Source organism: Bacillus sp. FJAT-26390, from assembly GCF_001682865.1.
Lineage (GTDB): Bacteria > Bacillota > Bacilli > Paenibacillales > Paenibacillaceae > Pristimantibacillus.
Window position 1 is genome coordinate 72849 of sequence record NZ_MAQX01000001.1, and the last position, 13774, is coordinate 86622.

Annotated in this window: 10 protein-coding genes; 9 read left to right on the forward strand and 1 reads right to left on the reverse strand. The window is 53.9% G+C overall.

The genetic code is table 11. The features are described from left to right. Positions 1 to 9: 9 nt before the first annotated feature. Together A7975_RS00390 and A7975_RS00395 are read left to right on the forward strand one after the other, a co-directional pair. Positions 10 to 2385, forward strand: a complete 2376-nt coding sequence (locus A7975_RS00390; RefSeq protein ID WP_065383806.1) for a glycoside hydrolase family 95 protein — start codon at positions 10 to 12, stop codon at positions 2383 to 2385. Between the two features lie 107 nt (positions 2386 to 2492). Further along, a complete protein-coding gene (locus A7975_RS00395) occupies positions 2493 to 4607 on the forward strand; it encodes a DUF5054 domain-containing protein (RefSeq protein ID WP_065383807.1) in 2115 nt (704 codons plus the stop codon). Positions 4608 to 4837: 230 nt separating this feature from the next. Here the strand turns inward: A7975_RS00395 and A7975_RS00400 are convergent, their stop codons facing one another. Then, positions 4838 to 5506: a hypothetical protein gene (locus tag A7975_RS00400; RefSeq protein WP_053375244.1), complete on the reverse strand. Its 669-nt coding sequence runs from the start codon at positions 5504 to 5506 to the stop codon at positions 4838 to 4840. Between the two features lie 154 nt (positions 5507 to 5660). Here A7975_RS00400 and iolD point away from each other — a divergent pair, with 154 nt between their 5' ends. From iolD to iolB, 7 genes are read left to right on the forward strand one after another with little or no spacing between them, the layout of a single operon-like run. After that, on the forward strand, positions 5661 to 7526 hold the full coding sequence (iolD, locus tag A7975_RS00405; protein WP_065383808.1) for a 3D-(3,5/4)-trihydroxycyclohexane-1,2-dione acylhydrolase (decyclizing): 1866 nt from the start codon (positions 5661 to 5663) through the stop codon (positions 7524 to 7526). A gap of 12 nt (positions 7527 to 7538) precedes the next feature. Next, on the forward strand, positions 7539 to 8450 hold the full coding sequence (gene iolE / locus A7975_RS00410) for a myo-inosose-2 dehydratase (RefSeq protein WP_065383809.1): 912 nt from the start codon (positions 7539 to 7541) through the stop codon (positions 8448 to 8450). 1 nt (position 8451) lies between these two features. After that, a complete protein-coding gene (gene iolC / locus A7975_RS00415; RefSeq protein WP_065383810.1) occupies positions 8452 to 9462 on the forward strand; it encodes a 5-dehydro-2-deoxygluconokinase in 1011 nt (336 codons plus the stop codon). Positions 9463 to 9516: 54 nt separating this feature from the next. Then, positions 9517 to 10962: a CoA-acylating methylmalonate-semialdehyde dehydrogenase gene (locus A7975_RS00420; RefSeq protein ID WP_065383811.1), complete on the forward strand. Its 1446-nt coding sequence runs from the start codon at positions 9517 to 9519 to the stop codon at positions 10960 to 10962. Between the two features lie 30 nt (positions 10963 to 10992). After that, positions 10993 to 11871 (forward strand): class II fructose-1,6-bisphosphate aldolase, encoded by an 879-nt coding sequence (gene fba / locus A7975_RS00425; protein WP_065383812.1) that lies wholly within the window; start codon positions 10993 to 10995, stop codon positions 11869 to 11871. Further along, positions 11868 to 12899, forward strand: a complete 1032-nt coding sequence (iolG, locus tag A7975_RS00430; protein ID WP_065383813.1) for an inositol 2-dehydrogenase — start codon at positions 11868 to 11870, stop codon at positions 12897 to 12899. The genes fba and iolG overlap by 4 nt, the downstream gene beginning before the upstream one ends. 4 nt (positions 12900 to 12903) lie before the next feature. Continuing rightward, positions 12904 to 13719, forward strand: coding sequence for a 5-deoxy-glucuronate isomerase (gene iolB, locus A7975_RS00435; protein WP_053375251.1), 816 nt, complete (start codon positions 12904 to 12906; stop codon positions 13717 to 13719). Positions 13720 to 13774 lie beyond the last annotated feature (55 nt).

Genomic DNA, 13774 nt, shown 5'->3' on the forward strand with positions numbered 1-13774 from the left:
GTGCTAGGGATGAAAATTCAATTTAACAAGCCGGCCGCCGTGTGGACGGAAGCGCTTCCGCTAGGCAACGGCCGTATTGGCGCGATGCAATTCGGCGGTGTCGAACGAGACCGTTTTGGGCTAAACGAAGATACGTTATGGTCGGGAATGCCTAGAGACACGAACAAAGCGAGCGCATTGGAAGCGCTGCCGCGGGTAAGGAGCCTCGTAAGAGAAGGGCGCTATGCGGAGGCTGACGCAGCAAGCAAGGAAATGATGGGTTCGTTTACGCAATCCTATTTGCCGTTTGGCGAGCTTCTTCTGAATTTCGGGCATGGCGATTTGGCGAAGGATTATTCTCGCTCGCTGGATTTGGAAACCGCAGTGTCGAGCGTGCAATACCGGATTGGGGACGTAAATTACGTCAGGGAATCTTTCGTTTCGCATCCGGATCAGACGCTGATCATCCGCCTTGAAGCTAGCGTTCCGGGTATGCTTGAGGTTCACGCTCGCCTGGACAGCACGCTGCGCCACCGGGTGTCGGCGGAAGGGAACCGTTTTGTGCTGCGTGGCATGGCGCCGGAGCATGTATCGCCGAACTATTACGAGGTTAACAAGCCGATCGTGTACGGCGACGAAAATTCGTCGGAGGCGATGCGCTTCGCGGGTTATATCCATGCCGAGACGGAAGGCGGAAGCGTCCGTACGGATGCATCGGGCATTCATATTACCGAGGCTGACCGGGTAACGTTATATTTTAGCGCCGCAACAAGCTTTAACGGACAAGACAAGCTGCCTTTCAGCCAAGGCAAGGATGCAGCTGCAACAGCGCTATCCTATCTGGAAAGCGCGCTTGCCAAAAGCTACGATGCAGCGCGTGCTTCCCACATAATCGATTACAAAACGTTGTTTGACCGAGTTAAGCTGCAGCTCGGCGAATCGAAAGCTCCAGCGAATACGCCGATCGACGAGAGACTAACCGCATACGGGTCTGGTGATCCGTCGCTGATCGCGTTATTATTCCAGTATGGCCGTTATTTGCTGATCGCGAGCTCGCGCCCAGGAACGCTTCCGGCGAACCTGCAAGGCATTTGGAATGCCGCAACCCGGGCGCCATGGAGCAGCAATTGGACGCTCAACATTAATGCGCAAATGAATTATTGGCCAGCGGAAACAGCCAATCTCGCCGAATGCCATGAACCGCTGCTTGATTTCATCGGCCAGCTCGCGGTAACCGGCAAACGGACAGCGGAAACGCATTACGGCGCACGCGGTTGGGTCGCGCATCACAATACGGATATTTGGGGACACACCGCGCCGGCAGGCGGATGGGGCGAAGGCGATGCGGTTTGGGTATTGTGGCCAATGGGCGGTATTTGGCTCGCTCAGCATCTATGGGAACATTTTTCTTTTGGCAGGGATCTTGTTTATTTGCGGAAACAAGCTTATCCTACGATGAAGGAAGCTGCTTTGTTCTGCATCGATTTTCTTGAGGATGACGGCCAAGGCCGACTCGTGACCAATCCATCCACCTCGCCGGAGCATAAGCTTCGTTATGGCGAGAAGCTCGCCGGAATCAGCATGGCTTCAACGATGGATATGTCCCTGATTTGGGATTTGTTTACGAATTGTATCGAAGCCGCCGAATGGCTTGGCGAGGACGCAGCATTCGCGGCGGAGCTGCAGCAAATGAAAGACAAGCTGTACCCGCTGCAAATCGGAAGCCACGGCCAGCTTCAAGAATGGTTTGAGGACTTCGAGGATGAGGATACTCATCACCGCCATGCTTCCCACTTGTTTGGCTTGTATCCGGGCAGACAAATTACTGAAAACAGCATGCCTGAGCATTTTGAAGCGGCAAGACGTTCACTGGAGAGACGGGGAGACGAAGGCACAGGCTGGAGCTTGGGGTGGAAAATCGGCTTTTGGGCGCGTTTCCGAAATGGCAACCGTTCGCTGCAGCTGCTGTCCAACTTAATGCGGATCGTGCGTGAGGAATCGGAAAACTACGAAAAGGGCGGACTGTATCCGAACCTATTTGATGCGCATCCGCCGTTTCAGATCGATGGCAATTTCGCGGTAACGGCTGGCATATCCGAGATGCTGCTGCAATCGCATCAGCCATTCATGGAGCTGCTTCCGGCGCTTCCGGACTCATGGCAAGAAGGCAAGGTAGAGGGATTGCGTGCCCGTGGAGGCTTCGAGGTCCACATTCGCTGGCGGGACGGCAAGCTGGAAGAAGCTGAAATTATTTCGCTTCTCGGAGAGGAATGCGCACTGGCATCCGCAGCTTCACTATCCGTTACACAGGACGGCTCTGAGGTTAAGGGAGAGTTGTCAGTTGACGGCGTATTACGGTTCACAACGAAGGCAGGACAAACGTATAGGATTCGTGTTTCCCAGTAGCCTGACATCAGGCGCTGGTAACCTCGCGCTTTTATTAAACCGGTTTAATACGGTTAATGGCGTTGCGCTGGGCAAAGACATCAAGATTGTTGGAGGTAGACAAAGTCATGGCAAAGATCAAAAAAGTGCATGTCATTTTTAAAACGCATCTGGATATCGGTTTCACGCATTTGGCTGAGCATGTTATTAAGCAGTATATGGAAGAATATATTCCGAAAGCGATCGAGCTGTCGGAAAAGCTGGAGGCGGAAGGCGGAAGCGAACGCTTTCTGTGGACGACGGGTTCATGGCTGATCCACCATTATCTCGAAGAGGCTTCCCCCGAAGGGAAGAAGCGGATGGAGAACGCGATTGCCAACGGACATATCGCTTGGCACGGATTGCCTTTTACGACGCATACCGAGCTTATGGACCCCGAGCTTCTGCAATTTGGCATATCGTTAAGCCAAGAGCTGGACGAACGTTTCGGCAAGAAGACGATTGCCGCAAAAATGACCGACGTGCCGGGGCACACGCTTGGTCTAGTTCATTATATGCAGCAAGCGGGCTTACGCTATCTGCATCTAGGCGTCAATCCGGCTTCGAAGCGCCCAGACGTGCCTAGGCTGTTCCGCTGGCAGGCGGATGACGGCTCGGAAATCATCGTCAACTACGCGGGTACTTATGGGGAAGCATTGGAGCTGGATGAATTGGGCGACGTGCTTGTGTTTGCGCATACGGGAGACAACTGCGGTCCGCCGAGCACGGAAGAGATTCGGGAGCAGTTCGACCAGTTCCGTAAGGCTTATCCCGGAGCGGAAGTCATTGCTTCGACAATGGACGCGTTTGCCGAACGTTTGCTTGCGGTTAGCGGCAGCTTGCCGGTCGTCCGCGAAGAGCTGGGCGATACTTGGATTCATGGAGCCGGCACGGACCCGCTCAAGCTTGCGCGTTACCGGGAGCTGCTTCGCCTGAGGAAGGAATGGCTGGCGCAGGGCCGGATGAAGGAAACCGATCCTGAATATAAAGAGATGAGCAAGGCGCTGATGCTCGTTGCCGAGCATACATGGGGGCTTGACGTGAAAAAATGGCTGCCCGATTTCCGGAACTACTCAAAAACGGACTTTAACGAGGCACGGATCAAAGACATCGTGGACCTTGAGGACATGCCTGCGAAATTCGGATATATCGGCGCGTTTGCCATGGATGAATTCGACCGCCATTCGAGCGATCTGTTCGCCGCCGAGCAAAGCGTACGCTCTTATTCGATGATCGAAAGCTCGTGGAAGGAGCAGCGGCAGTATGTCGATCAGGCTATCTCTTTCCTTGCGAAGGACAAACAGGAGGAAGCGCTAAGCGCGCTTGCGCAGTTGACTCCAGCGAAAACGGATGTATCAGGCTCGGAGACGAGGAACATTCGCCAAACCTATCGCAGCGGCGGCTATGAGCTGGCGTTCGGCGAAAACGGGGCGTTAATCCGTCTAATAGACGGCAACGGCAAGGAGTGGGTCGACGAGAGTCATCCGTTTGGCGCTTACGCGTACGAAAACTTCGGTACGGATGATTACGGACGCTATTTCCGCACTTACATGCAAAATTTACCGGTTACTCATCCGTGGGCAGATGCGGATTTCAGCAAGCCAGGCTTTGAATTCGTAAGGCCGCTACCAAGCAACCAGTTGTTCCATCCGCAAGTAACCGATTTGCGGTGGATCGGCGGCGAATTTGTTGAACGTTATGTTCTGCGGCTTCAGATGCCTGAAGCGGCTCATGAACAATACGGCGCACCGAAGGAACTTGAGCTTGAATATCGATTCCATAGGACTGGAGAAATCGACGTTTGTTTGCAGTGGTTCGGCAAAGACGCCAACCGTTTGCCTGAGGCGAGCTGGTTCGGCTGCGCGCTGAAGCTGGATAACCCGAATTTGTGGACGATGGACAAGCTCGGACAAGCGATTTCACCTTCGCGGGTCGTTAAGGACGGCAACCGGAATCTGCATGCCTTGAACAGCGGCGTAGCCTATGAAGGCACGGACGGCTCGGCCGTGATATCGCCGCTTGATTCCGCGCTGGTTGCTCCGGGTCAAAAAAGACTGCTGCAATTCGACAATTCCTTTGTATCCATGGATACAGGATGGCATTTTAATCTGCATAACAATATTTGGGGAACGAACTTTCCGATGTGGTATGGGGATGACGCGAAATTCCGCTTCCAGCTCCGCTTGGCATCGAATCGCAAATAAGAACCGAACAGGCGGCAGTTTTAATAGGGGAGCACCTCGGACATGAAAAAGCTGCAGCAAGCTGGCACCGTTTAACGGCGCCAGCTTTTTTGGCGTTCCATGGGTGTTGGAGTTTTTAAGCCATGCTTTTTTAACCGCCATAAAAACACACCCCTAAGAATGCGTTTGGAGTAACCTGGCGGTTTTTCCAATGCTTATTCTTAGGGGTGCTGTTTAAAGGGCTTGCTTTATTAAAGCTCGGCGAGCAAAGCTTTCATCCGAATCGGAATTTCCTTTGTCAGTTCCGTCCACGGAACGAAGGCGTCCGAAGCCCATTTATGGGGAACGAAATCGAAGGTAGGCTGGAAGCTGAATTCACGCAAATGTTTCTCGGCGCGTTCATCGATGTCTTCTCCCGCTTTGAACTGGCCGCTGAACATGTCAGGCTCCAGCACGCCGTCAACGCCGGCTTCGGCTTGGCAGCAGCTTTCGACGTTCGGCAGCAAATGGAAAAAGTCCTGATTCGGAAGCATGGCATGTTTGCCTGGCTGAACGAACAGCTTTACGCGGTTGTCGGCCGACAAATTGCTGCGGTCCGGCAGCAAGCCGATGAAATACCGGCCATGGAAGCTGGCTTCGCAGGAAGCGATTTCGCCTTCATGGTCGATGTACACCCATACATGCTCCAAATCGTAAATATGCTGGATATCGTAATCCCAATAGATCGCATATTCAATGACTGTGCGGATGCGGGAGGTATCGAATTCGATGCTGCGATCGAAGGAGGGAGACGGAGCGGGGGATTCGAATACGGTAACCCCGACGCGTATCGGCTTGAACGGCTCAAGGCGGTCCATGTACAAAATCGGTGATACGCGAAGCACGGTTTCCCAGTGCGGCTGAAGATCGGAAATAACCATGTAAAATAATTCCTCCCTAAATTATGATTGATTTGCGCAGCGCTTAATTGTAATATATAGATTAAGCGCTTTACCTATTATTATAATCTACTATATAGTTATTTTGAAAGGGTTAATATAATAAGCGCTTAACTCAGTAGTCGAGGAGGATACTATGAGCACAATCCGGTTAACAATGGCACAGGCCTTATTGAAATTTCTCGATCAACAGTACATTTCCATTGACGGTGCAGAAACGAAGTTCGTAGCCGGGGTAATGGGCATTTTTGGCCACGGCAACGTAACGGGCATCGGCGAAGCGTTGGAACGGAGCCCGGGCAACCTGGTTTTCGTGCAAGGCAAGAACGAACAAGGAATGGCGCACGCGGCGACCGCATATGCCAAGCAATTGAACCGCACAAGCATCTACGCTTGCACGACTTCGATCGGTCCCGGCGCCTTGAATATGGTAACCGCAGCCGGCACGGCGACGGTTAACCGCATCCCGCTGCTGCTCCTTCCGGGAGACAACTTTGCATCCAGGCAGCCCGATCCGGTGCTGCAGCAATTGGAAGCCGGGCATGACTATACGATTTCGGCGACGGACTGCTTCAAGCCGGTGAGCAAATATTGGGATCGCATCGTGCGGCCAGAGCAGCTGATGAGCGCGGCGCTTCAAGCGATGCGGGTGTTGACGGACCCGGCGGATACCGGAACGGTTACGCTGGCGTTGCCACAGGATGTGCAGGCGGAAGCTTACGACTATCCGGCATCGTTCTTTGAGAAACGGATACATGTCGTAGATCGCCAGCTGCCATCGACAGACGCGGTGAAACGGGCGGTCGAGCTTGTTAGCTCGAAACGCAAACCGCTTATCGTAGCGGGTGGGGGCGTGCAATATTCCTTCGCGACGGAGGCGCTTGCCGCATTCGCCGAAAAATTCGGCATTCCCGTTGCCGAGACGCAAGCGGGCAAAGGCTCGCTGCCTTGGAATCATCCGCTTAACGTCGGGGGCATTGGCGTAACCGGCGGATTGGCTGCAAACAGGCTGGCTAAAGAAGCAGACCTAATCATCGGCGTCGGGACTCGTTACTCTGACTTTACGACCGCCTCCAAGTCGGCCTTCCCGCATCAGGACGTCCAATTTCTGAACATCAACATTAACCGGATGGATGCGGCAAAGCTGGAAGGCACGGCACTTTCAGGGGATGCCAAGGAAGCGATCCGCCTGTTGGCGGAAGGGCTTGCGGAAGCAGGATATGCATCCGGCTATAAAGACGGCGAGATTGCTGAAGTCAATGCGGAGTGGAATGCCGAAATTGACCGGCTGTATACGCTGGAGCGGGAAGATGGCTTCGCGCAGACGCAGGCGCTTGGCGTCATCAATGAAACGATTGATGAAGATGCCGTTATCGTCTGCGCAGCAGGAAGCTTGCCCGGCGATCTTCAACGCTTATGGCGGGTTGGCTCGCCGGGCGGCTACCATATGGAGTACGGTTTCTCCTGCATGGGGTACGAGGTAAGCGGCGCATTTGGCGCGGCGCTGGCGGAGCCAGACCGGGAAGTTTACGCCCTTGTGGGAGACGGAAGCTACTTGATGCTTCACTCCGAGCTGGTGACAAGCTTGCAGGAAGGAAGAAAGCTCACGGTGCTGCTGTTCGACAACCACGGCTACCAATGCATTCATAACCTGCAGCGCGGGCACGGCAGCGACGGCTTCGGCAATGAATTCCGGTACCGCGAGCCTGAGACGGGCCGTTATTCCGGCGCGCCATTGCCAATCGACTTTGCGGGTCATGCCCGCAGCTTGGGACTTGCTTCATACAAAGCGTCAAATAGCGAGGAGCTTCGCCAAGCGCTTAAGCAAGCGAAGGCGGAGACGCGCACGACGCTAATTGAAATTCCCGTTCTGGCCGGAACGAATACGGACGGCTACGAGTCATGGTGGAACGTTGGCGTTCCAGCTGTATCGGAGAGTGCAAAGGTTGTTGCGGCGCATAACGAAATGAACAAAAAGCTGGCACAGGCAAAAGCCTACTAGGAGGAATTATAGATGGCATTGTTTCCTTTTCAATTAGGCGTTCATCCGATCAATTGGGTCGGCGAAGACGTAAAGGAGCATGGCGAGCACACGACTTACGAACAAATTATGGACGACATTCAAGCGCTCGGCTTGCGAGGTACGGAGATGGGGAGAAAGTTTCCGACCGATATCGAGCTGCTTAAGCAGGAGCTTTCAAAGCGGAATATCCAGCTTGTCTCCCAATGGAAATCGGTGCTGTTCTCCGATCCCGCCTACCGGGAATCGGAGCTGGAAGCTTACCGCAAGCATGCTGAGTTTTTGCAGCAGATGGGAAGCAAGGTCATCAGCACCTGCGAGGTTGGCGGGTCGCTGCATTTTGACCCCCGCCGCACGCCGAACGAGACCGAAGTGATTCCTCTGGACGAAGCAGGCTGGGCGAGCCTGGCTGAAGGCTTGAATGCCGCCGGTCAAATCGCGCTGGAATATGGACTAAAGCTGACGTATCACCATCATGGCGGAACGGCGGTTGAAAGCCCGGAGGAAATCGACAAGCTGATGGCATTGACCGATCCTAAAGCGGTGTTCCTGCTGTTTGATTCAGGCCATGCGTTGTATGGCGGGGCGGATCCCGCGGCGCTGCTTCGCAAGCATTATGACCGGGTTGCTTATGTTCATCTGAAGGATGTGCGCGTGAACCGGCTTGAGGAAGCGAAAGCGTCTGGCGTCGATTTTGTCACATGCATCCGCAATGGCGTTTTCACCGTTCCGGGAGACGGGAATATTGATTTCCGTCCGATTTTAAGTGAGCTAATGGATCGGAAGTATGATGGCTGGGCACTTCTTGAGGGCGAGCAGGATCCGGGCGAGCATCCGGCACGCGAGTATGCGGCAAAAGCTATCGAGTATCTTGGCTCCTTAATAAGTGAGAAGGAGAGTGTATAAATTGTCTACCATTTCTTTTCCTTCCGATAGGAAGTTTGATTTTACGGCAATTGGCCGTCTTTGCATCGATCTCAATGCGAACGAGATCAACCGCCCAATGGAGCAGACGATGACGTTTACGAAATATGTAGGCGGATCACCGGCAAATATCGCGATCGGAATGAGCCGGCTCGGCAACAAAACGGCGTTCATCGGCAAAATCGCGGACGACCAGATGGGCAGATTTATTCGCAGCTACCTCGACAATGAGGGGATCGATACAAGCCATGTCGTGACAGACAAGACGGGAGCTGTTACGGGCCTTGCTTTTACCGAGATTAAAAGCCCTTCGGAATGCAGTATCCTCATGTACCGGGATAACGTTGCCGATTTGCTGCTTAATCCGCTGGAAGTGAGCGAGTCGCTCATTGCAGACAGCAAAGCGCTTCTCGTCTCTGGAACGGCGCTTGCGGCAAGTCCTTCACGCGAGGCCGTGCTTCTGGCATTGGATTATGCCCGCAAGCATGACACTACCGTCATTTTTGATATCGATTTCCGTCCTTATACATGGGTATCTCCCGAAGAAACAGCCGTATATTACAACCTAGCGGCAGAAAAAAGCGACATTATCATTGGCACGCGCGAAGAGTTCGACAGCATGGAGCGGTTCGAGCAAAACGTGGAGCACAGCGACCGGTTCACCGCTTCCAAGTGGTTCAACCATTTCGCGAAAATCGTCATCATCAAGCATGGCAAAGAAGGCTCGATTGCCTATACGACGGATGGTTTGGAGCATCGGGCGAAGTCGTACCCTGCCAAAGTCGTCAAAACGTTCGGGGCAGGCGATTCCTACGCGGCTGGTTTCATTTACGGCATCATGTCGGGATTGACGCTGGAGAAGAGCATGGAGTTCGGAAGCGCAGCAGCATGCATCGTCATCTCCAGCCATAGCTGCTCGGATGCGATGCCAACGGTTGAGCAGGTCAAGGATTACATCGAACGCTGCAATCGCGGGGAAATTACCGCAAGTTAGGTTTCCGGGTTTATCGCCTTGCAAGCTTACAACTTGAAGAAACGAGGGAATAACATGACAACTACGATTAAAAACTGGATTGGCGGACAATGGGTCGAGGCCTCTGCCGAAAAGTATGACAATGTATATAATCCTGCAACCGAGGAAATTTTGGCGCAAGTTCCGCTCTCTTCCGAAGCGGATGTAGACGCAGCCGTTCAAACGGCCAAAAAAGCATTCGAAACCTGGAGCAAGACGCCGGTTCCAAAACGCGCCCGCGTATTGTTTAAATACCAGCAGCTTCTCGTTGACCACTGGGAAGAGCTTGCGCGCCTCATTACGACGGAGAATGGCAAAAGCTATGCCGAAGCGTACGGTGAAGTGCTTCGCGGCATCGAATGCGTCGAATTCGCTTCTGGCGCTCCAACGCTCATGATGGGCAAGCAGCTGCCTGATATTGCGTCGAATTTGGAATCAGGCATGTATCGCTATCCGATCGGCGTCGTTGGAGGCATCTCGCCGTTCAACTTCCCGATGATGGTTCCTTGCTGGATGTTCCCGCTTGCGATTGCATGCGGCAACACCTTCGTCCTGAAGCCATCGGAGCGTACGCCGCTGCTGGCTAACCGGCTTGCCGAGCTATTCCACGAAGCGGGATTGCCTGCGGGCGTGCTCAACGTCGTTCACGGCGCGCATGATGTCGTTAACGGCATTTTGAAACATCCGAACGTGCAGGCTATTTCCTTCGTCGGGTCGCAGCCGGTAGCCGAATATGTATACAAAACGGGCACTTCTTACGGCAAACGGGTTCAAGCGCTTGCCGGCGCCAAAAACCATTCCATCGTTATGCCGGACGCGGATCTTAACCTCACGGTTAAAGAAATCGTCAGCGCGGCATTTGGCTCGGCGGGCGAGCGCTGCATGGCATGCGCCGTCGTTATTGCAGTCGGCGAAGTCGGCGACGAGCTGGTTCGCAGATTGTCCGATGCGGCGGATAACATTACAATCGGCAACGGGCTTGATGAAGGAACGTTCCTCGGTCCCGTTATTCGCAAGCCGCATAAAGAAAGAACGATCGGCTATATCGAATCCGGCGAGTCCGAAGGCGGCTTGCTCGTTCGTGACGGCCGCAAAGACGCAGCTGTTCAATCCGCGGGCTATTTCGTAGGCCCGACGATTTTTGACCAAGTGAGCAGCGAGATGAAAATTTGGAAAGATGAAATCTTCGCTCCTGTCCTGTCCGTTATGAGAGCGGAAACGCTGGATGAGGCGATTGCAATCGCTAACCGTTCGGATTTCGCTAACGGCGCTTGCCTATTCACAAGCAACGGCAGCAGCGTAAGGCAGTTCCGCGAGACGATTGATGCGGGCATGCTTGGCGTTAACCTGGGCGTACCGGCTCCAATGGCATTTTTCCCGTTCTCGGGCTGGAAAAAATCGTTCTACGGCGACCTTCATGCCAACGGCACGGATGGCGTAGAGTTCTACACTCGCAAAAAAATGGTGACTGCTCGCTGGTAATCGCGGCATAAGCTTGGAGGCTGATCCGAAATGACTTTAGTATCGATGACTGACATGCTTCGCACGGCGAATGCGGGCGGCTATGCCGTCGGGCAATTCAATTTGAACAACCTTGAATTCACGCAGGCGATTCTGACCGCTGCCGAGGAGGAGTCTTCTCCGGTTATCCTCGGCGTGAGCGAGGCTTACATTCCCTACATGGGAGGTCTGCCATATATCTATGGCATGGTGAACAATTTGATCGACCATTACGGAATTACGGTTCCGGTCGCATTGCACTTGGACCATGGTTCCTCATACGAGGTATGTATCCGGGCGCTTAAAGCGGGCTTTACGTCCGTCATGATTGACGCTTCGCATCATTCGTTGGAGACGAACATCGAGACGACGCAAAGGGTAACGGATGCCGCCCATGTGCTGGGCGCTTCTGTCGAAGCGGAGCTCGGGCGAATCGGCGGACGCGAAGACGATCTGGAAGTGCTGGAAGCCGAGGCTTCCTATGCAGAATCGGCGGATTGCGTGCGGATGGTGAAGGAGACGGGCATCGATTGCCTGGCTCCTGCGCTTGGTTCCGTTCACGGCCCTTACCGCGGCCAGCCTAAGCTTGGGCTTGCGCGGATGAAGGAAATTCATTCGCTTACGGGAGTGCCACTCGTCCTTCACGGAGGAAGCGGCATCCCCGAAGCGGAAATCCGGGAGGCTATCGCCTCGGGAACGGCAAAGATCAACGTCAATACCGATAACCAAACCGTCTTTACGCAGACGATCCGGGATTATTTGCAAAATCATCCGGAAACCTATGATCCAAGACATTATTTGAATCCGGCGCGCGAAGCGATCAAGGCTGCCGTCCGCGACAAAATGCGGCTATTCGGCAGCTCGGGACAAGAGAAAGGCGGACGAGTATGAAAAAAATCAAAATCGGCATCATCGGAGCAGGCAGAATTGGCAAAATCCATGCCGACAATTTAAGAAGACATCCGCAAGCGGAAATCGTTGCGATCAGCGATCTGTTTGCCGGTCCAGAACTGACAGAGTGGGCTTTAAATAGAGGCATTTCCATCGTGACGAAGGACAGCGACGAGCTGCTAACGAATCCGGACATAGATGCGGTATTCATCTGCTCTTCCACGGATACGCATGTTCCGCTCATTAAACGTGCGGCGCAGCAGGGCAAGCATATTTTTTGCGAGAAGCCGGTTAGCATGGACATTCGGCAGACGGAGGAAGCGATCGAGGAGGTTCGCAAGGCTGGCGTTCAGCTTCAAGTGGGCTTCAACCGCCGCTTCGATCATAATTTCAAGCGGATCCGCGAGCATGTGCTGGCTGGATCGATCGGCGAGACACATCTGATCAAGATTACGTCCCGCGATCCTGCGCCACCGCCGGAAGACTACATTAAAGTATCGGGCGGCATCTTCATGGATATGATGATCCATGATTTTGACATGGCCCGTTTCCTCTCGGGCAGCGAGGTAGAAGAAGTATACGCGCAAGGCAGCGTGCTTATTGATCCGGTATTCGGCAAACACGGCGACGTCGATACGGCGGTCGTAACGATGCGCTTTGCAAACGGCGCTCTTGGCGTAATTGACTGCAGCCGCAAAGCGGTATACGGCTATGACCAACGCGCCGAAGTATTCGGTTCGAAAGGCTCCGCGGCGGCAACGAACGATCATCCTAACACAGCGGTGCTCAGCACGGAAGAGGGCGTTATCAGCGAGAAGCCGCTTCATTTCTTCTTGGAGCGCTACAATACGGCTTATATCGAAGAGACGGAGCAGTTTATCAATGTATTGCTTCAAGGCGGCGACGTTTCGGTCAGCGGAGCGGATGCCTGCCAGGCTGAGCGGATCGCGTTGGCCGCGAAGCTGTCGCTGCGCGACAACCGCAGCGTCAAGCTCTCGGAGCTTAAGGAATTAATAGAGGAGGCGTGATCGAATGAGCAAACTGATTGTGAGCCCGGAGCGTCAAGCTTCGGGGCATACTCCCGTGCTGTCGATTACTCCGGAATCGGCGGGCTGGAGCTATGTCGGTTTCGAAGTTTATCAATTGAATCCGGGGGAAAAGTTAAGCCGCGAAACCGGGGACAACGAAGTATGCCTGGTGCTGCTCGGTGGACTTGCCAACGTAACGACAGCGAAGTCATCTTGGACGAATATCGGCCAAAGAATGAGCGTTTTCGAGCAGACGCCGCCTTTTTCCGTCTACGTTCCGAACGACGACCGTTATGAGCTTGAGGCGCTTACGAAAGTGGAGCTGGCCGTATGCGAAGCACCCGGCAAAGGCAACCATCCTGCGCGCCTCATCGCGCCGAGTGACGTTGGCGTCGAAGTTCGGGGAACGGGTACGACGCAGCGGTTCATTCATAATATTTTGCCCGAGCAGGAGGCTGCCGACAGCTTGCTTGTCGTGGAAGTATTTACGCCGGAAGGACATTGGTCCAGCTATCCTCCCCACAAGCATGACCGCGACATGCTTCCCGAGGAGTCGCTGCTGGAGGAAACCTACTATTACCATGTGAAGCCTGAGCAAGGCTTCGCCATTCAACGCGTCTATACGGATGACCGCTCGCTGGACGAGACTTTGGCGGTCAAAGACGGCGAAGCAGTACTTGTCCCGCAAGGGTATCATCCCGTTTCGGCGCCTCCGGGCTACCAGGTCTACTATCTCAACGTTATGGCGGGTCCGAACCGCATTTGGAAGTTCCATAACGATCCGGACCATGCATGGATCGCAACGAGGCAGCAGCCGTAATCTCCGTTATGATTGCAAATGTTTGCAAATCGAGCGGATAAATCGGATAATATCC